The 18,056-nt window shown below is 59.6% G+C and carries 17 protein-coding genes and 1 tRNA gene; 13 read left to right on the top strand and 5 right to left on the bottom strand.

Annotated features, from left to right (window positions below):
* Positions 1 to 12 precede the first annotated feature (12 nt).
* The 13 genes from DESUT3_RS10620 (at position 13) to DESUT3_RS10560 (ending at position 13,443) form a co-directional block, all read left to right on the top strand.
* Positions 13 to 1,509, top strand: a complete 1,497-nt coding sequence (locus tag DESUT3_RS10620) for an OmpA family protein (RefSeq protein ID WP_221248454.1) — start codon at positions 13 to 15, stop codon at positions 1,507 to 1,509.
* The gene (locus DESUT3_RS10615) at positions 1,509 to 2,003 is read left to right on the top strand and encodes an OmpA family protein (RefSeq protein ID WP_221248453.1); all 495 of its coding nucleotides are present in this window, start codon (positions 1,509 to 1,511) and stop codon (positions 2,001 to 2,003) included. The genes DESUT3_RS10620 and DESUT3_RS10615 overlap by 1 nt, the downstream gene beginning before the upstream one ends.
* A complete protein-coding gene (locus tag DESUT3_RS10610) occupies positions 2,000 to 2,476 on the top strand; it encodes a Crp/Fnr family transcriptional regulator (protein WP_221248452.1) in 477 nt (158 codons plus the stop codon). The genes DESUT3_RS10615 and DESUT3_RS10610 overlap by 4 nt, the downstream gene beginning before the upstream one ends.
* A 24-nt stretch (positions 2,477 to 2,500) precedes the next feature.
* On the top strand, positions 2,501 to 3,148 hold the full coding sequence (locus DESUT3_RS10605) for a hypothetical protein (protein WP_221248451.1): 648 nt from the start codon (positions 2,501 to 2,503) through the stop codon (positions 3,146 to 3,148).
* An 89-nt stretch (positions 3,149 to 3,237) separates the two neighbouring features.
* A complete protein-coding gene (locus tag DESUT3_RS10600) occupies positions 3,238 to 4,929 on the top strand; it encodes a Na/Pi cotransporter family protein (RefSeq protein WP_221248450.1) in 1,692 nt (563 codons plus the stop codon).
* On the top strand, positions 4,930 to 5,841 hold the full coding sequence (locus tag DESUT3_RS10595; protein WP_221248449.1) for a Ppx/GppA phosphatase family protein: 912 nt from the start codon (positions 4,930 to 4,932) through the stop codon (positions 5,839 to 5,841).
* Positions 5,842 to 5,961: 120 nt separating this feature from the next.
* Complete coding sequence (iorA, locus tag DESUT3_RS10590) at positions 5,962 to 7,728, top strand: indolepyruvate ferredoxin oxidoreductase subunit alpha (protein WP_221248448.1); 1,767 nt, start codon at positions 5,962 to 5,964, stop codon at positions 7,726 to 7,728.
* Entirely contained in the window at positions 7,718 to 8,296 is a 579-nt protein-coding gene (locus DESUT3_RS10585; protein ID WP_221248447.1) for an indolepyruvate oxidoreductase subunit beta, read from the top strand. Before iorA ends, DESUT3_RS10585 begins: the two co-directional genes overlap by 11 nt.
* 84 nt (positions 8,297 to 8,380) lie before the next feature.
* Positions 8,381 to 9,685, top strand: a complete 1,305-nt coding sequence (locus DESUT3_RS10580; RefSeq protein WP_221248446.1) for a phenylacetate--CoA ligase family protein — start codon at positions 8,381 to 8,383, stop codon at positions 9,683 to 9,685.
* A gap of 30 nt (positions 9,686 to 9,715) precedes the next feature.
* Positions 9,716 to 10,147, top strand: a complete 432-nt coding sequence (locus DESUT3_RS10575) for an ACT domain-containing protein (RefSeq protein ID WP_221248445.1) — start codon at positions 9,716 to 9,718, stop codon at positions 10,145 to 10,147.
* Between the two features lie 145 nt (positions 10,148 to 10,292).
* Entirely contained in the window at positions 10,293 to 11,564 is a 1,272-nt protein-coding gene (locus DESUT3_RS10570; protein WP_221252523.1) for a phenylacetate--CoA ligase family protein, read from the top strand.
* Positions 11,565 to 11,694: 130 nt separating this feature from the next.
* Positions 11,695 to 11,771: transfer RNA gene (locus DESUT3_RS10565), tRNA-Pro, on the top strand.
* A gap of 76 nt (positions 11,772 to 11,847) precedes the next feature.
* Positions 11,848 to 13,443, top strand: a complete 1,596-nt coding sequence (locus DESUT3_RS10560; protein ID WP_221248444.1) for a hypothetical protein — start codon at positions 11,848 to 11,850, stop codon at positions 13,441 to 13,443.
* A 241-nt stretch (positions 13,444 to 13,684) separates the two neighbouring features.
* On the opposite strand, the gene DESUT3_RS10555 is transcribed toward DESUT3_RS10560, so the two are convergent.
* Genes DESUT3_RS10555 through DESUT3_RS10535 form a run of 5 tightly spaced genes read right to left on the bottom strand, consistent with a single transcriptional unit; the run spans position 13,685 to position 18,010 of the window.
* Positions 13,685 to 14,275, bottom strand: a complete 591-nt coding sequence (locus DESUT3_RS10555) for a class I SAM-dependent methyltransferase (protein ID WP_221248443.1) — start codon at positions 14,273 to 14,275, stop codon at positions 13,685 to 13,687.
* Positions 14,276 to 14,333: 58 nt separating this feature from the next.
* Positions 14,334 to 14,945 (bottom strand): PqiC family protein, encoded by a 612-nt coding sequence (locus DESUT3_RS10550; protein WP_221248442.1) that lies wholly within the window; start codon positions 14,943 to 14,945, stop codon positions 14,334 to 14,336.
* Positions 14,946 to 14,947: 2 nt separating this feature from the next.
* Complete coding sequence (locus DESUT3_RS10545) at positions 14,948 to 16,552, bottom strand: PqiB family protein (protein WP_221248441.1); 1,605 nt, start codon at positions 16,550 to 16,552, stop codon at positions 14,948 to 14,950.
* A complete protein-coding gene (locus tag DESUT3_RS10540) occupies positions 16,536 to 17,174 on the bottom strand; it encodes a paraquat-inducible protein A (RefSeq protein ID WP_221248440.1) in 639 nt (212 codons plus the stop codon). Before DESUT3_RS10540 ends, DESUT3_RS10545 begins: the two co-directional genes overlap by 17 nt.
* Positions 17,171 to 18,010, bottom strand: coding sequence for a paraquat-inducible protein A (locus DESUT3_RS10535; protein ID WP_221248439.1), 840 nt, complete (start codon positions 18,008 to 18,010; stop codon positions 17,171 to 17,173). The genes DESUT3_RS10540 and DESUT3_RS10535 overlap by 4 nt, the downstream gene beginning before the upstream one ends.
* Between the last annotated feature and the right edge of the window lie 46 nt (positions 18,011 to 18,056).

Genomic DNA, 18,056 nt, shown 5'->3' with positions numbered 1-18,056 from the left:
GGAAGGTCCTTCATGCGACGAAGCATTCTGGTTCTGGCGATGCTGGCGGCCCTGTCCCTGGGCCGTGCGACACCGAGCTACGCCCTGACCCCGACTCAGTTCGGCAATATCGGACTGCTTTCCCAGCCCACCGCGGACACGCTCAACGCGGGGAACATCGGTCTTGGCCTGTGGGGCAATTTTTCCGAAAAAGGCAAATCCAACATCGTCCCGGTAAGCCTTACCATGGGACTCGGGTCTTTCATGGAGGTCTACGGTTCCTATCCTAACCTGCTTTTCAATGACGACGACCTGGACAGTGGCCGGGGCTACGCCAACATCGGCGCCAAGTTTCGGGTCTGGGGGAAACGCTCATCGCTGTTTAAAATGGCGCTGGACGCCCAGGTGCGCAGAACCCTTTCGGACTCGCCCGATTTCGACGGCCTGACCGACCTGGTGGGCAGAGTGATCGGCAGCTATAAACCCCTCGAACGTTTCGGAATTCATGTCAATGCCGGCTACGTGAAAGCGGAAGATCCCGACAATATCGATTTCGAGGACCAGTACATTTTCGCCGGCGGCGTGGAATTCTTCCCCAGCATGCGGCTGCGGCTGATTGCCGAACTGGAGACTCTTACCGAGCGGGTCGACGGGGGAGGCAAGCCCACCGAAGCCACCGCGGGCTTCCAGTACTTCATCTCGCCCCACCTGACCGTCAACCTCGGGTTGGGGATGGGGCTTTCCGATGTGAGCCCCGACTGGCGAGTGCTGGTTGGTTTGTCGGGCAGCCAGGGTGTCGGCACTTACCGCAGGTCGATCCCCAAAATCATCGAACCCGCCCCGGAAGAGCCGGAAGCCGTATCCGAACCCATTAAAATCGTAAAAATCCGGACCCTTACGCCGCTGATCCCGACCGCTGCGGTCAAGACCTCCCCGGTGGCCAAACTCGAGGTCCCGATAGAACCGAACACCGAGGAAGTCGTGGTGATGCCGGTGGAAAAACTGGTGATCCCCGAAGCGGCTGCGGGCGGGGCCCTGGCTGTTGCCCCGATTGCCCCGCCGGAGGTTTCACCGGCGCCGGCATCTCGTGCGGCAGCACCCGTTGCCGCCACGCAGGAAGTTGGGGCGACTAAAGCTCCCGAAGAGCCGATCCGCACCGTGGTTTACCGCAAATTCCGCCTGCCTGAGCTGACCTTCAGCTTCGACCAGTGGTCGCTGTCCGATGAAGGGAAGAAGACCCTCTCGCTGATCGCGAATCACCTACGCCAGGAAGGCAAATGGCTGATCCTCAGGATCGATGGCCATACCGACAATGTCGGTTCAGACCTGTACAATGATCGGTTGTCGCTCAAGCGTGCCATCTCTGCCGCTACCCACCTGGTGGCCAGGGATGGATTCGACGCCAACCGCATTTTCGTTCGCGGCTTCGGTGAAAGTACCCCGATCGCCGACAACGCCACCGAGGAGGGGCGCGCCGAGAACCGGCGACTGGAAATCCTGGTGCTCGTGCCCAGGGAAGGAGGTCACTGATGAGGCATCTGCTGGCCGTCTGCGGTGCGCTGTTGATCCTTATGGCTGTCTCCGCGGCGGCAGACCAGAGCCTGCCGGGTGAGGTCGAACAGTTGCTGGCGACTCGCAAGGTGCTGGCCACGGTGACCTTTTCCATGGGCTCGGCCAGTCTCGATGACACCGCGCGTGCAGCCATCGACCGGGCGGCCAAGGAGCTTTCGACCCTGGCAAAGGACAAGGCCCTGGTGCGGATAGAAGGCTTTTCCAGCCCTGAAGGGGAAGCCAATTCGAATATTTCCATCGCGGTAATGAGGGCCCGGGCGGTGGAGGATTATTTGCGGGGCAGACATCAAATTCCCGTAGAGATCTACCTGAGCGGCTCGGTGGACCGTGTCGGCGCTGAGGGTCGCGACCTTGCCCTGCGCCGTCGTGCGGAAATTGCCCTGTATGATAACATTTGGCAAGTACAGCCGATTCCGGTTGGACAGACCATTCTCGAGTGGCAGCAGCGATGAAAAAAGTGAAGCTTGACGACCTGAAGGGGAGTTTTCTCTTCAAGGACATGGCCGAGGACGAAATTTCCACCCTTGCCGGGATTTTTTCCGAAAAACGCATGGACGAGGGGATGACCGTCTTCATCGAGAACATGCCCGGCGAATCCCTCTACCTGGTGCAGCGAGGCGCCATCAAGATTTCCAAAATGCTCGCCGAAGGTGAGGAGAAGACCCTGGTGATTCTTGGCCCTGAGGACGTCTTTGGGGAGATGGCCATTCTCGACGGGGCCCCTCGCTCGGCAACCGCGCGGGTTGCCGAGACCGCTCAGCTTCTCAGCATCAAAAAGGACGATTTCGAAAAACTTTGTGATTCTAATCCTAAGCTCGGCCTGAAGCTGATGCGCAACATCATCAGGGTCTTCAGCCAACGAATCCGGGAAAATAACGAGGACTACCGGGAAATGCTGCTCTGGTCCCTGGGAAAAAAGGGCTAGGCATTCCCGGATCAGGAGGGGAGTATGCCGATCATGCGTTTGTTTTTCACTGCGATGGCCCTGGGCATGCTGCTCAGTGGGTGCGGGTTCGCGGTCGTGCCGAAAGCCACGGCCACAGCCACGGTGGACCCGGTGGCGGGCTCCATTTCAGAAACCAACAAAGGGGTACGGGTCACCGCGCGGGTACAGGATCTCGAAATCGTCCCCTACCATACGCTGGAGAACCTCACCTCATTCCTGGTGACCGTGGAAAATCTCACCCAGGGACCGCTCAGCATCCCCCTGGATTCCTTTTTGCTTATCGATCAGGACGGCACCCAATACCGGGCGGTGCCGCCCGAACGGGTGATCGAAATCGCCAAGAAGGATTCGGCCTACCTGATCCCTTATCCCTATGTCGGTTACTACTATCTTGAAGACAGGGAAAAGGGGACCTTTTTCAATACCTTTGACAGCGCCCTGCCGTATTTTGCCGAAAACTACCCCCAGGACATCCGCACCGAGGGTCTGCCTCAGCAGTCGATCATTCCCGGGGCCAAGGTGTCGGGGGCGGTGTATTTCCTGGCCGAACTCGGCTCGCTGAAGTCCTTCGAAATGAGGGTCTATCTCCCCGGTGCCGACCTGGCTGGTCCGGCGGATTTCAGATTGCCCTTTTCGATTGAAAAAAAATGACCTATCAGGTATAGTGCCCCCGCTTTTTCCAACCCGAATTCTCAATAAATCAAGGGGTTCGTCAGGACTCCTGCAGCGGGGGTAATACAATGCTGGACATTCTGTTCAACCAGAAATTGATCTTTGGCCTGGTCGGCGGATTGGGCCTTTTCCTTTTCGGCATGAAGATCATGTCGGAGGGTCTGCAGAAGATCGCAGGCGACAGGATGCGGAAAATCCTGGCGGCGCTGACCAGCAACCGGATCGTCGGTACCCTGGTCGGGATTGCCGTTACCGCCATCATCCAGTCTTCCAGCGCCACCACGGTCATGGTGGTCGGGTTCGTCAACGCCGGCCTGATGTCCCTGGTGCAGTCCATCGGCATCATCCTCGGCGCCAACATCGGCACCACGGTGACCGCCCAGCTCATCGCCTTCAAGATCACCAAGTACGCACTGCCGGCCATCGGTCTGGGTGCCGCCTTCAAGCTCTTCGGGCGCAAGCAGAAGTGGGTCTACGTCGGCGAGATCATGCTCGGCTTCGGCATGCTGTTCTTCGGTCTCGCCATCATGAAAGACGCCTTTGATCCCGTCAAGGGGAGCCAGGCCTTCAAGGACCTGTTTCTGCTGGTCGGCGACCATCACCTGCTCGGCGTCGCCATCGGCGCGATTCTTACCATCATCGTCCAGAGTTCCAGCGCTACCATCGGCATTACCCTGGCTCTGGCCACCAGCGGCCTGGTGACCTTCGATGCCAGTATCGCCCTGATTCTCGGCGAGAACATCGGCACCACCATTACCGCCAACCTCGCCGCCATCGGCACCAACCTCGCCGCGCGGCGCACCGCCTTCGCCCACTTCCTGTTCAACTTCCTCGGCGTCGCCTACATGCTGGTGCTGTTTCCCTTCTTCAAGCAATTCATCGATTCCATCACCCCGGGCAACCCGGACATGGTGATCCAGACCGCGCAGCAGATGCAGGCCTACGGCGCTGCCATGGGGGACAAACCCTTCATTGCCAGGCATATCGCCAACACCCACACACTGTTCAACATTCTCAATGTGCTGATCTTCCTGCCCATGGTTGGGGTTTTGGCCAAGCTCGCGACGATTATCATCCGCGGGCGGGAGGAGGAGATGGAATTTCACCTCAAGTTCATCGACAACCGGGTCTTGAATACCCCGCCCATCGCCCTCGGTCAGGCCCGGGCCGAAACCAAGCGGATGGCGCAAGTTGCCATGGAAATGGTGGACGAAACGCTGCTCTACCTGAAGGACGAGGACGAAAAGCGCATCGCCCCCCTGGAAAAAAAGGAGGAACTGGTCGACCTTCTTCAGAAAGAGATCACCGACTTTCTGGTGGCGCTCTCGCAGAAGTCCATCGCTCAGGAAACCTCCAGGAACATCGCCTCCATGATGCACATGGTCAACGACCTGGAGCGGGTCGGCGATCACTGTGAAAACCTCTGGCGACTGGGCCAGCGCAAGAAAAGCCAGAAGATCAGCTACTCCAACATCGGCATGTCCGAGATCGAGGAGATCGGCGAAAAGATCAGGGAATTCCTGGCTTTCGTGGTCAGCGCCATGGAACGGGTCGACAGGACCATCCTCGAAAAGGCGCGGCACCTGGAGGACACCGTCGATCTGCTCGAGGAATCCTCGCGCAACAACCACATCGCCCGCCTGAACACCGGCGAGTGCGCGGTGCTGCCGGGGCTGATATTCATCGACATGCTGCACAACTTCGAAAAGATCGGCGACCACACCTTCAACGTGGCGCAGGCGGTGGTCGGGGAAAAATAGGTGCTGGCCGCCATCGACGTAGGGTCCAACACACTGCGGTTGCTGCTCGGGGAGGTCCGTCAGGGCCTCCCCGTCCCCATCGCCTACCACCGGCAGATAACCCGCCTTGCAGGCGGCTTTACAGAGGAAGAGGGTCTGGCTCCAGCTGCCATGGAGCGGACCCTTTCTGCTTTGCGCAGGTTTGCCGCGCTGGCGGGCGAATCCGGCGTCACCCGCATCAGGGCCGTTGGAACCGAGGCGCTGCGCCGCGCCGTCAACGCCGGCGCGTTCCTCCGGCAGGTCCAGCAGAGCACCGGGCTGCGCATTGAGGTCATTGGCGGGGCCGAGGAGGCCCTGCTCAGCGCCGCCGGGGTGTTCGCAGCCCTGGAGCCGCGACCCGCCGCGAGCCTGGTCTTCGACATCGGCGGAGGTAGCACCGAGTTCGTCCTGGTCGAGGCGGGGCGGGTGCGTTTCCGGCAGAGCTTCTCCCTGGGGGTGGTCCGGTTATGCGAACGGTTGCCCGACGCCGAGGAACAGCGGAGCCTGATTCACACGGTAATCGGCGACCTCCAATCCTCTCTTGCCGCAGCCGGAATGGTTTTTCCCCGCGACTGGGCCCTGGTCGGGACCGCCGGAACGGTGACCACCCTCGCCGCCCTGGATCTGGAGATGGCAGAGTACGACTGGCGCCGGGTCAACAATCACCGCATCGGCCGCGCCCGGCTCCAGCAGCTGCAACAACTTCTGGATCCGCTGCAGCCCGCCGAAAGGGAGCGCCTGCCAGGCATGGAAGAGGGAAGGGGGGACCTGATCATGCCCGGGTTGGCGATCGTTCAGGCCCTCCTCGAGCGCTTTGCCCGGCAGGAGTCGATCGTGAGCGATTTCGGCCTGCTCGAAGGGGTGTTGCTATCCCTCGGCGGGGAAGGTCAATAGCCTGTAAAAATTGACATTCCAGCCCCTTTTGACTATATTCAGAAACCCCGTTTGCCCCTCACGCCACCGCAGCCAATCCGTTTCAGGGGGCTGGCGGTGTTTCAGCATTCAAGGAGCGCTATGAAAAAAGCCATTCTGTCAGGCAATGAAGCTTTCGCCCGCGGCGCCCACGAGGCAGGCGTCCGGCTGGCTTCGGCTTACCCCGGGACGCCGAGCACCGAGATTCTGGAAAACGTCATCAAATACCCCGAGATCGATGCCTCCTGGGCGACCAACGAAAAAGTTTCCCTGGAGGTGGCCATCGGCGCGTCTTTCGGCGGCGCCAGGGCCCTGGTGACCACCAAGCACGTCGGGGTCAACGTGATGGCCGACCCGCTGTTCACCCTCTCCTATACCGGGGTGCGGGGCGGACTGGTCATCGTCGTCGCCGACGATCCGGAAATGCATTCTTCGCAGAACGAGCAGGACAGCCGCAATTACGCCAAGTTCGCCAAAGTGCCGATGTTCGAGCCGGCCGACAGCCAGGAGGCCCTCGACTTCACCCGGCTGGCCTTCGAAGCCAGCGAAAAGTTCGACACCCCGGTGTTCATCCGCTCCACTACCCGCATCTCCCACTCCAAGTCGATCGTGGAACTCGGCGAACCGGTGCAGGGCCTGCCCGAGCCTCGCCTGGAGCGCGACCCTGGCAAGCTGGTCATGCTCCCCGCCAATGCCCGCAAAAGGCACCCGATGGTCGAGCAGCGACTGCGGGATATGGCCGAATGGTCAGCGACCCAGGGGTTCAACCGCGTCGAGGAAGGCAGCGGGGAGATCGGTATCATCACCGCAGGGGTCGCCTATCAGTATGCCAGGGAGGTCTTTCCCGAGGCGTCGGTGCTCAAACTGGGCCTGGTGCACCCCCTGCCCAAGGGGCTGATCCGGGATTTCGCGGCGCGCTTCAAAACCGTCTATGTCATCGAAGAACTCGACCCGTTTCTCGAGGAGCAGATCCGCGCCATGGGCATCGAGGTGCTCGGCAAGGACAAGCTGCCCATCTGCGGCGAGTTGACGCCGGGGCGGATCGAGGCGTCGCTGCTGGGGGCCAAGGCGGAACTGCCGCTGCATTCGGGCGAAGTCATTCCCAACCGTCCGCCCAACATGTGTCCCGGTTGTCCCCATCGCGGCGTGTTTCTCGGGCTCAACCGGCTCAAGGCCTATGTCACCGGAGACATCGGCTGTTACACCCTCGGCTTCCTGCCGCCGCTCTCGGCCATGGATACCTGCGTCTGCATGGGCGCCAGCATCGGCAACGCCACGGGGATCAGCAGGGTGTTGCCGCCCGAGGAGCGCAGCAAGGTGGTAGCCGTCATCGGCGACTCCACCTTCCTGCACTCGGGGATCACCGGGCTGATGGACATGGTCTACAACAAGTCCGCGGCAACGGTCATCATCCTCGACAACCGCATCACCGCCATGACCGGTCGCCAGGAGAACCCAACCTCCGGCTTCACCCTGGCCGGCAGCGAGGCATACGAAGTCGACCTGGAGCAGATCTGCCGCGCGGTCGGGGTCAAGCACGTGCAGGTGATCGACCCCTACGAAATCGACAAGACCCGCGAACTGATCCGCAGCGAAATGGCACGGCCGGAGGTTTCGGTCATCATCACCCGGCGCCCCTGCATGTTGATCAAGCGGGATGTCGTGGAGATCAAGCCGCCGCTTTACGTGGACGAGGACAAATGCACCGCCTGCAAGGCCTGCCTCAAGCTGGGCTGTCCGGCCATCGAATGGCAGGACCGGGAAGGCGCCAAGGGCAAGTGCCATGTGAACAAGCACCTCTGCGTCGGCTGCGGAGTCTGCGAGCAGGTATGTAAATTCGGAGCGTTTGGAGTCTGCCATGTCGAATAGCATCAAAAATATTCTCCTCGCCGGTGTCGGGGGGCAGGGGATCCTGCTCGCCAGTGAAATCCTTTCTGAAGTGCTGATGCTTGCCGGCCACGACGTGAAAAAGAGCGAGATTCACGGCATGGCCCAGCGCGGCGGCAGTGTGACCTCCCATGTGCGCTACGGCGCCAGGGTCTATTCGCCGATCATTCCCGAGGGCAAGGCCGACATCCTGTTCGGTTTCGAGCAGCTCGAGACCTTCCGCTATCTGCCGATGCTTCGCCCCGGCGGGCGGGTGCTGGTCAATGACCTGAAAATCCTCCCCCCGTCGGTCGCCCTGGGCAAGGAGCCCTATCCCCAGGACATTCCGGCGAAGATCGCCGGGCGGTTTCCCGAAACCAAGGTCGTGCACGGCATGGACCTGGCCCTGGAGGCCGGCAACCCGCGCACCGTCAACACGGTGCTGATCGGCGCGCTCTCCAGGTTGATGGATATCGAGGAAGGGGTCTGGCTCCAGGCCATCCGCAACATGGTGCCCGAGCGCTTCCTCGATGAAAACCTGAAGGCCTTCGAGCTTGGACGCAACGCTTAAACAACGTTCGACGTACGATGTTCGAGGTTTTGAGTTGCCCCCGACATCGAACGTCGAACCCCGCACCTCGAACAGGATTTCAACATGATCTGGAATGACGAATTCGAAACGCTTCCCCGCGAAGCTATCGAGGCCCTGCAGCTCAAACGGCTCAAGCAGACCCTGGAGAAGGTCTACGCCACCGTGCCTTTTTACCGGGAGAGCTTCCGCAAGGCCGGGGTTACGCCCGAAATGGTCAAGTCTCTCGATGACCTGCGCCGCTTCCCTTTCGCTCTCAAGCAGGACATGCGGGACAACTACCCCTACGGCCTGTTCGCCGTCCCTTTGGAACAGATCGTGCGCATCCACGCCTCCAGCGGCACCACCGGCAAGCCGACGGTGGTCGGCTACACCCGGCGGGACATCGACATGTGGTCCGAGCTGATGGCCCGCTCCTTTGCCGCAGCCGGGGCTTGGCGGGGCGACGTCATTCATAACGCCTACGGTTACGGGCTGTTTACCGGGGGCCTCGGGGCCCACTACGGGGCGGAGAAACTCGGCGCCTCGGTCATCCCCATGTCCGGCGGCAACACCAAAAAGCAGATCATGATCATGCAGGACTTCGGCTCCACGGTGCTGACCTGTACCCCCTCCTACAGCCTCTACCTGGCGGAGGCCGCCGCGGAGGAGGGGGTGAACATCCGCGACCTGAAGCTGCGCATCGGCATTTTCGGCGCCGAGCCCTGGACCGAAGAGATCCGCGGCGAGATCGAGGAAAAGCTCAACATCAAGGCCATCGATATTTACGGGCTTTCCGAGATTCTCGGCCCCGGCGTGGCCATCGAATGCTGGGAGGCCCAGAAGGGGCTGCACATCTGGGAGGACCACTTCATCCCCGAAATCATCAACCCGGAGACCGGCCAGGTGCTGCCCGACGGTGAATTGGGCGAGCTGGTGATCACCACTATCACCAAGGAGGGGATTCCCATGATCCGTTACCGGACCAGGGACATCACCCGGATCATGGCCGAGCCCTGTGTCTGCGGCCGTACCCACCGGCGCCTGCAGCGCATGAGCGGGCGCACCGACGATATGCTGATCATCCGCGGGGTCAACGTCTTCCCTTCGCAGATCGAGAGCGTCCTGATCAATATCGAGGGCGTCGAGCCCCATTACCAGTTGGTGGTCGACCGTGAGGAGAATCTCGACACCCTGGAGGTGCAGGTCGAGGTCAACGAGCAGACTTTCTCGGACGAGATCAAGGTCCTGCAGGATCTTTCGCGGCGCATCGCCCGTGAAATCAAGGACCTGCTCGGCATCACCTGCAAGGTCCGGCTTGTCGAGCCCAAGACCATCACCCGCAGCGAAGGCAAGGCCAAACGGGTCATCGACCACCGCAAGGACAAGTAAGTCCGGAAAAAACAGCCCAAAGGGGGAATCATGAAAGTCGAGCAGATTTCCATTTTCATCGAAAATAAATCCGGTCGCCTCGCCGAGGTCACCCAGGTTCTTGGCGAAGCCGGGGTCAACATCCGGGCTCTGTCCCTGGCCGACACCTCCGATTTCGGCATTCTGCGGCTGATCGTGGACAAGACCGACCTCGCCAAGTCGACACTCAAAGAGCGCGGTTTCACCGTCAACAAGACCGAAGTCATCGCCGTCGAGGTTCCCGACCGGCCCCTCGGCCTCGCCGGCATCCTGCAGGTACTCGACCGCTCACAGGTCAACGTCGAGTACATGTATGCCTTCGTCGAGCGCTGTGGAGAGAACGCGGTGATCATCTTCCGCTTCGACAACACCGAAAACGCCATCCGGGTGCTGACCGAAAACGGCATCAAGGTACTCAAGGGCGACCAGGTCTACAGCATGTAGCTCGCCTCGGGCAGGGCTTTTGCTTTCTTGGGATTGTTTTTTTGGAAATACGGTTTTTTATTCATATGTTATTGGGTTTTTCTAGAATTGACTTGAAGGAATTTCGGCGTTGAAACAGCTCATCTGGGATCCGAAAAACGAATGCATGGCCCGTGAGGACCTGGAGCGCCTGCAGCTCGAGAGGTTGAAAACCACCCTCGAGCAGGTCTATCACCGGGTGCCCTGCTACCAGGGGAAGTTCAAGCTGGCGTGCGTGGCTCCCGAGGATGTCCGTACTTTGAGCGATCTGCGCCGTCTGCCCTTCACTACCAAGGAGGATCTCAGGCTGAACTACCCCTACGGGATGTTCGCCGTGCCGATGCGCGAGGTCGTGCGCATCCATTCCTCCTCGGGAACCACCGGCAAGCCCACCGTGGTCGGGTATTCGCGGCAGGATCTGCAGACCTGGACCGAACTGGTCGCGCGGTTCATGACGGCGGCCGGGGTCACCGCCGACGACATCGTGCATATCGCCTTCGGCTACGGGCTGTTCACCGGCGCCTTCGGTCTGCACTACGGGGCCGAGCGGATCGGCGCTTCGGTCATCCCCATTTCCGGGGGGAACACCCAGAAGCAGATCATGATCATGCAGGACTACAAGTCCACCGCCCTGGTCTGCACCCCGTCCTACGCTCTGACCCTGGTCGACTTCATGGAGAAGAAAGGGATCGATCCCAAATCCCTTGCCCTGAGATTCGGCCTGTTCGGCGCCGAACCCTGGAGCGAGGAGATGCGCCGCGAGATCGAAACCCGACTGGGCGTGGTGGCCACGGACAACTACGGCCTTTCCGAGGTCATGGGGCCGGGGGTGGCGGGCGAATGCAGCTACCGCTGCGGCATGCACATCTTCGAAGACCATTTCATCCCCGAGATCATCGACCCGGATACCGGCGAGGTGTTGCCCGAGGGGGCCGTGGGGGAGTTGGTGCTGACCACCATCAGCAAGCAGGCCTTCCCCATGATCCGCTACCGGACCAGGGACATCACCCGCCTGCATTACCAGCCCTGCCGTTGCGGGCGCACCCACGTGCGCATGGAAAAGACCATGGGTCGCTCCGACGATATGTTGATCATCAAGGGGGTCAACGTCTTCCCGACCCAGATCGAAGAGGTGCTGTTCCAGGTTGAGGGGTGCGAGCCTCATTACCAGTTGATCGTCGATAGGGTCGGCAGCATGGATACTCTCGAGGTCCAGGTAGAAGTCAACGAAAAGATCTTTTTCGACGAGATGAAAATGCAGCGGGCCTTCGTCGATACCGTGGAAAAGAAACTCGCTTCGGCCCTGGGGGTCAGCGCCAAGGTCAAGCTGGTCGAGCCGTCCTCCATCCCCCGCCACGAAGGGAAGGCCAACCGGGTGACCGATCGCAGGAAGATCTAACGGTCTGAATAATATAAAAAAATAAGCACCTGTAGTTACAAGGGTTTTAGCGGTTTGACGGGGAATTTTTTTCGGATATTTTCCCTTGACTTTTAAGGGCAGATAAACCATAATCCCGACTCGTTGTTGACGGGGCGTAGCGCAGCCTGGTAGCGCACCTGCATGGGGTGCAGGGGGTCGGAGGTTCAAATCCTCTCGCCCCGACCAACGAGAGAAAGGGAGTGATTAAATTCACTCCCTTTTTTTTTGTTTAACGTACCTCAAGCCGAGGAGGCCCGACGGTATGAAGAAGATCTCCCGCCTGCTGTTTTTCCTGATCCTGCTGTTCAGTTCCCCACCCTGCCTGGCCGATAATCCAGGGACTCTCCCCGACGCACCCCAATCGTCTGCGCAGAGAGAGTCCGCAGCACTGGTTGCGCGCACCGGTCGCATCCATTTCAGCTACGAACAACTGGACATGCCCAAGGCCGGGGAAAACATGGGACTGCTCGGCTTCGCCTATCTTTTCGACATTTACCATGGTCTGTACGGAGGCATCGGCGGGTACGGCGCCGTGGATGGCGAACGCGGCGGTTTCTTTACCGGCGGCCTCGAGGGCGGGTATCGGTTAGACCTGATCGGGCCGCTGCAGGCGGATGTTGGCCTGTTCGTCGGCGGCGGGGGAGGGGGAGCGGCTCCCCAAGGGGGAGGGCTGATGCTGCGCCCCCACGTCGGGCTGGGACTGGACCTGGAAAAGCTTCGCCTCGGCCTCGATTACAGCAGGGTCAAGTTCCCCAACGGCGAGATCGACAGCGACCAGGTGGCGGTCTCCCTCGATTTTCCTTTTGCGACCCTGCACGGGGCGACCCGCCAACGCGGCCGGGTTGTCTCCGCCGGGGATTTGGGGCTTGGCGGATCCGCCAAGCCGTTTGGCTTCGCCGAAGAGAGCCTGGTGCTTACCGGCCGGAGCTATTTCCCCTCCGGAAGCTCGCGTACGACCTCAGGGCGCAAGCTGGACGATCGCATCGATCTGGTCGGGTTCGAGTATCGCCGATACATTTCGCGCCACGGATACCTGCTGGCCGAGTTTGGCGGTGCCCTGGGAGGCTCCGCGGACGGTTACGCGGAGGTGCTGTTCGGCGCCGGGCACAGGTTCTCATTAGAAGAGGAGAGGGGGCCCGAAGCTGCCCTGAGCCTGGCTGTGGGCGGCGCCGGCGGTGGCGCTGTCGATACCGGTGGTGGCGCTGTCGGCCGTGCCGGCCTGAGCCTGGGCTGGCGTTTCACCCCCTCGTTCGCCGCCGGTTTGGAGGGGGGCTATTTTTCGGCCCTGGATGGCGACTTCGACGCGGCCACGGTGGCGCTCAAGGTTTCCTACAACCTTGATTCGGCGGTTCCCGGCGGAGGGGTGCGGCGCGGCGAGGAGACCGATTCCCTCGAACTTGTCGGCTGGCAGGTGCGAGCCTCGCATCAGAGCTACCTGTCCCCGCAGCGCAAATCGGGGGTGGATGATTCCGACGATGTTCACCTGGTCGGCGTCAAGGCCGATCTCATGCTTGCCCGGTACCTGTATCTGAGCGGCCAGGCGGCCGGTGGCTATGACGGCGATGCCGGCGGATATGCCGTCGGGCTGGTCGGCCTGGGCCTGCAGAGCGAGCCATCTTCGATATTGGGGTTGCGCCTCCACGGAGAGATTCTCGCCGGGGCGGCCGGTGGCGGGGGGATCGATGTCGGCGATGGGGCCATTGTTCAACCGATGCTCGGTCTCAGCCGGGACCTGGGTGATAATTTGGGGCTGGTCGCCCAGGTCGGCCGGGTCATGGCCCTGTCCGGAGACCTCGACGCCACCATTCTCGATGTCGGTTTGCTCTACCGGTTTGCCACCCCGGTTCTGGCCCGCTGAACAACCTGGAGGACTGTGCCCAAAAAAGCGGCTTTCAAATTTGCCCTGTAATCGCTTTTTTGGCCACGGTCCAGTTCACGGTATGGACCTTTTTCCGCGGGCGGGAGATCGGCGGCCGGTCCACGGAGGGGGGCGGGTGGCTCGGGCCCCAATTGTCCTGACATCTTCCCGGCGGCATTATTTACCAGTAACGTCGGATAAGATATATTATGTAAACTAAAAAATTATGTGCTGACGCGGGTCATTTGACACCGATCAGAAAGGCATGTTTCTGCGGCCATTGGTCGAGTTCCAAATGTCTGCAGGTTATTCCGTTTTCCATCAACACACGCAGGTTGCCGTTGATGCCGATGGAACTGTAATGGAACCGGTCGCCCTGCCAGCAATCCTCATGCTCGCCCTCCGCGTCGCCGAAGCTGTAAATGAGGACCCCGCCTTCGCTCAGTAATCTGCAGAGTTTCGCCACCACGGGGTGTTGCATTTCAAGCGGCAAGTGAAAGATGCTGTCCCAGGCGACGATGAGATCGAAATGCCGGTCGGTCTCCCAGGTGCAGATGTCCTGATGCAGAAAGGTCATGCTTGGGTGTTGCTCCCGGGCGAGGCGGATCATCTCCTGCGAGACATCGATGCCGGTGATATTAAACCCGTGATTTTGCAACATTCGCACCACCCTGCCACCGGCGCCGCAGCCGACATCAAGCGCTGTTTCCCGCTTGACGGAAAAATTCAGTGCCCTTTCGACCTGCGCCAAACCATAAGACGAATTGTCGTGGTTCTCATGCCACCAACGCGCAATTCTATCGTATTTTCTGCCAAGCAGCTTGGGGTTCATTCCTTTTATCCTGGTTGCGGCAAGACCCCCGGTATTTCAGGGAATGGCTTGAGCCCGATCAGCTTTCCCCGGCCAATCGCGAAATTTCCAGGGCTATTTCTCTGCTGAGGTTTTCCAACAACCGGCTCAACCCAGCCACCAGCGCTTCAACCTCGTCTCCTGTCAACGATTCGGTTAGATTGCTTTGGCGAACCGCCAGGACCTGCTTTTTCCCGGGGGCGATAATGGTCCAGGTGCTCCTGAGAATTGCCGAATCGCCGAGGATACCGCCGAACTGCTGAAAATCGAGCAACACCCGGTAATCAGCCGAACCCAGCGGGGTCTGACCGAACCCGGCTACCCGGGCCGTGCCCAGGGCGCCAGCCAGGTTCTGGATCATGACCGCTGCCAGGTCCTTCTCCAACGGAGCGGCCCAGCGGTGCGAGGTGTTGACAATGACCAGGTTGGCGTTGGACCGGGTGACAATCTGCTCGCGGTTAAGCGCCTGGGGCAGTTTGATCGGTCCGACTTCGACGCTGAGCCCATCCCCCTTCGACTCCGCTGCCACCTCAATCAGGGGTGCCAGGCTGTAATAATGCAGGCCGGGAGACTTGGAGGCACAACCGGTAAAACAGAGCGTCAGCACTGCCAGGGATCGGCAGATGGCGAATGTATACCCTTTATTTCGCATGGTTACTCGTTTTCCTTGCCGAAGATGATGGATTGGGGATTGCGCTCCAGGGACTCGGTAAGCGTGCGCAGCGAGCGCATGGTCGTGGTGAACTCGTCCATGGCTTTGTTGGCATTGTAGTTCAGCGCCGAATCCGTACCCAGGCTGTTTTGCAGATCGTCCAGGGTTTTTTGCAGGTTGACCAGGGTGTTGTTGATCTGGGGGGTAACCTCGGTATTGAGGTTGCGCCCGAGGCCCTGCATCTCCTGCAGGGTTTGGTCGAGGGTTTTCAATGTCTCCTGGAGGTTGCTGCCGATTTTTTCCAGAGGGAATTTCTCGATTTTTTCCGATATTCGTTTCATGGTTTCGGTAAATTCCTCGATGGTGCCCGATACCGTCGGCAAAACTGGGTATCCATCTACCTCAGCCAGCTTGGCCGGTTTTGCCATGGGGTCGATATCGAGATCGACAAAAAGCCGTCCTGTGATCAGGCTGCCGCTTTGGAGTCGCGCGCGGAAACCCTTCTCCAGCAATTCTTCCGCCCCCCACCCTGCGGGAAAGGCGCCACCCTTGATTTTAATTCGCTCCGGTTCGAAATAAATCAGCACGGGAATCCTGAATTTCATTTTTTCAGGGTCAAATTCAATATTTATATCGACCACCTCGCCGACTTTGATACCGCGGAATTCCACCGGAGCTCCAGGCACCAATCCCCTGACGCTATTCTCGAAAAGGAGCAGGTAATAATTTTTCTTTGTAAAGGTCTTTTCCGTGGTTTTCTGGCGGCTGGGATACAGGTCAAAAGTGACATTTTCCGCAGCGGGGGGCCCGGGTGGCGCTCCGGGCGGCAGGTCAAAGGCGATTCCACCCAGGAGGATGGAGACCATCGATTCGGTATTGATCTCCAGGCCACTGGGATCGAGGGAGATATCTATACCGCTGGAGTTCCAAAAAACCGAATTCTTCCTGACGCGATCCGCATGCGGGGACTGGATGAAGATCTGCAGGTCGAGCCTGTTGTCATCGCGCAGCTGATAACGGACTATTTGCCCCACCTTGATCTGGCGGAAATATACCGGAGAGCCGACATCCAGGGAGCCGAGGCTTTGCCCGATAAGGTTGAAATGCTTGCCGGGAACCTCGGTAGTGACCACGGGAGGTACCTCCAGGCCGGTAAAATCCCTGGTAGGCTTCCCCTTTTTTCCAGGGTCGATTCCAATATAAGCTCCGGAGAAAAGCGTCCCCAGGCCGGAAACCTCACCAGCTGCCACCCTGGCGCGGACCACCCAGAAGTGCGCATTTTCGGTCAGGTAATCTTCAGCCTCCTTGACCATGCTGGCGGTTACCACCACATGGGTCAAATCTTGGCTCAGGCGTATCTCCTCAACCTGGCCGACTTCGACATCCTTATAACGGATCTTGGTCTTACCCGCCTCAAGCCCTTCGGCCGAGTTGAAGGTGATAAATATCGTAGGGCCCTTTTCGCTGAGGGCTTTGTAGGCCAGCCATCCGCCGATAGCCAAAGCGACCAGAGGCACGATCCAGATTAGAGAGATCCCTTTTCTGCGTTCGACCTCGGCTTCGGGGAGCCGCTCTTCTACGGGCGTAAGGTCATGGTTTTCTGGCATGCTGTCCCTCCATAGCATCCCAGATCAACCTGGGATCAAAACTTTCAGCGGCGAAAATAGTGATGATCACCACCGCGGCAAAATAAACGGCGGCCGGTCCGGCGTCGATGTTGGCCAAAGCGCCAAGCTTGACCAGGGCGACAAGGATGGTGACCACGTATATATCGACCATGGACCACCGGCCGACCATTTGCGTGAATCGATAGAGGCGGGTCCGGTCGCGGGGTCTCCAGCGGGATTTCAGGTGGACCGAAATAAGCAGCAGGGTGAGAATGAGCAGCTTGATGAGCGGCACGAACACGCTGGCTACGAAAATAACCAGAGCAATGGGCCAACTGCCCGTTTGAACGAAGTAAATCACCCCGCTCATGATGGTGTCTGCCTGGGTTCGACCGAGGGACGTGGTATATGTCATGGGCAGCAGGTTGGCCGGCAGATAAAAAACCAAGGCGGCCAGCACCAGGGCCCAGGTCCGGGCCAGGCTGTTGGGCTTTCGACGGTGGAGACCGCTGCCGCAGCGGGGACAGACCCCTACCCCTGCTGGTTTGGACACACTGACCAGGCAACAGCTGTGACAGCTGACCAAGCCTGCTGTTTTTGCGCTAACCCTGTTGAGGGTCATGGGGTTTGCTCCAGTTTTTTCCAGACAACATGGGAGTCCAGGCAATTGCCGGCCGCGGCCAACACGAAAACCAGGATGCCGAAGGAATATAAAGATAGGCCGGGAATGATGCTGGCCATTTTGGCCAGTTTTACCACCGAAACCAGAATGCCGAGCATAAATACCTCAAGCATCCCCCATTCTTCTATATGGTGTACCAGGCGGAATACTTGGGCCGGGTATTTGACACGATAGTTAATGAACAGGGGGCCCAGAACATACAGCAGTCCGAGAATCTGTATCAGCGGAAAAACCAGGCAGGTCAGCGTAACAACAGTGGCCAGAAGCCAGTTGCCCTGAGCGTAAAATTCGAGGACCCCGGTGGTCAGGGTGGTTTCGCGGATCAGCCCTCCCCTTTTCATGGCCAGAAATGGAAACGAGTTGGCCATGACATAAAGCACCAGCCCGGCCAGGGACCAGGCCAGGGTACGTTCGATGCTGTTGCGCTTATGGCGAAAGAGCACCGACCCGCAGCGGGAACATTTGGCACGGGTACCTTGGGGAATGGCCGGCACACGCTGCAGAAGGTCGCAATCCTGGCAGGCAATCAGTTCGGGCATGTTTGATTCATTCGTCCCGCCCAAAGGGCTGGCAGTAATTCTTGAGGTTTTCCCGCCTCCAACCAGCTTGGCAGCCGTAGGATACGGCTTATTATATCGAACATCCTGACTGGGAAAAGCAATAATAATAACAATGCCATAAGGAATTTTAAGCTTCCTCTTTCCCTTCCCCGGCAGCAAGCGCGGCCCCGATGATTCCGGCCTGTTCTTCTCATCCTGGGTTTGGCAGGAGGGCACCGGGAAAGGATCTTTCGAACCGCCGCTGTTTTATATTCCCGGCGCC

This window comes from Desulfuromonas versatilis (genome assembly GCF_019704135.1).
GTDB lineage: Bacteria > Desulfobacterota > Desulfuromonadia > Desulfuromonadales > NIT-T3 > Desulfuromonas_A > Desulfuromonas_A versatilis.
This window is presented reverse-complemented; position numbering and strand designations above follow the sequence as displayed.

Coding starts and splice junctions, on each gene's coding strand:
- DESUT3_RS10585 (WP_221248447.1), top strand. CDS start 7,718: ATGTCGAATAGCATCAAAAATATTCTCCTCGCCGGTGTCGGGGGGCAG.
- DESUT3_RS10580 (WP_221248446.1), top strand. CDS start 8,381: ATGATCTGGAATGACGAATTCGAAACGCTTCCCCGCGAAGCTATCGAG.
- DESUT3_RS10600 (WP_221248450.1), top strand. CDS start 3,238: ATGCTGGACATTCTGTTCAACCAGAAATTGATCTTTGGCCTGGTCGGC.
- DESUT3_RS10560 (WP_221248444.1), top strand. CDS start 11,848: ATGAAGAAGATCTCCCGCCTGCTGTTTTTCCTGATCCTGCTGTTCAGT.
- iorA (WP_221248448.1), top strand. CDS start 5,962: ATGAAAAAAGCCATTCTGTCAGGCAATGAAGCTTTCGCCCGCGGCGCC.
- DESUT3_RS10615 (WP_221248453.1), top strand. CDS start 1,509: ATGAGGCATCTGCTGGCCGTCTGCGGTGCGCTGTTGATCCTTATGGCT.
- DESUT3_RS10550 (WP_221248442.1), bottom strand. CDS start 14,945: ATGCGAAATAAAGGGTATACATTCGCCATCTGCCGATCCCTGGCAGTG.
- DESUT3_RS10610 (WP_221248452.1), top strand. CDS start 2,000: ATGAAAAAAGTGAAGCTTGACGACCTGAAGGGGAGTTTTCTCTTCAAG.
- DESUT3_RS10540 (WP_221248440.1), bottom strand. CDS start 17,174: ATGACCCTCAACAGGGTTAGCGCAAAAACAGCAGGCTTGGTCAGCTGT.
- DESUT3_RS10575 (WP_221248445.1), top strand. CDS start 9,716: ATGAAAGTCGAGCAGATTTCCATTTTCATCGAAAATAAATCCGGTCGC.
- DESUT3_RS10620 (WP_221248454.1), top strand. CDS start 13: ATGCGACGAAGCATTCTGGTTCTGGCGATGCTGGCGGCCCTGTCCCTG.
- DESUT3_RS10545 (WP_221248441.1), bottom strand. CDS start 16,552: ATGCCAGAAAACCATGACCTTACGCCCGTAGAAGAGCGGCTCCCCGAA.
- DESUT3_RS10570 (WP_221252523.1), top strand. CDS start 10,293: ATGGCCCGTGAGGACCTGGAGCGCCTGCAGCTCGAGAGGTTGAAAACC.
- DESUT3_RS10555 (WP_221248443.1), bottom strand. CDS start 14,275: ATGAACCCCAAGCTGCTTGGCAGAAAATACGATAGAATTGCGCGTTGG.
- DESUT3_RS10605 (WP_221248451.1), top strand. CDS start 2,501: ATGCCGATCATGCGTTTGTTTTTCACTGCGATGGCCCTGGGCATGCTG.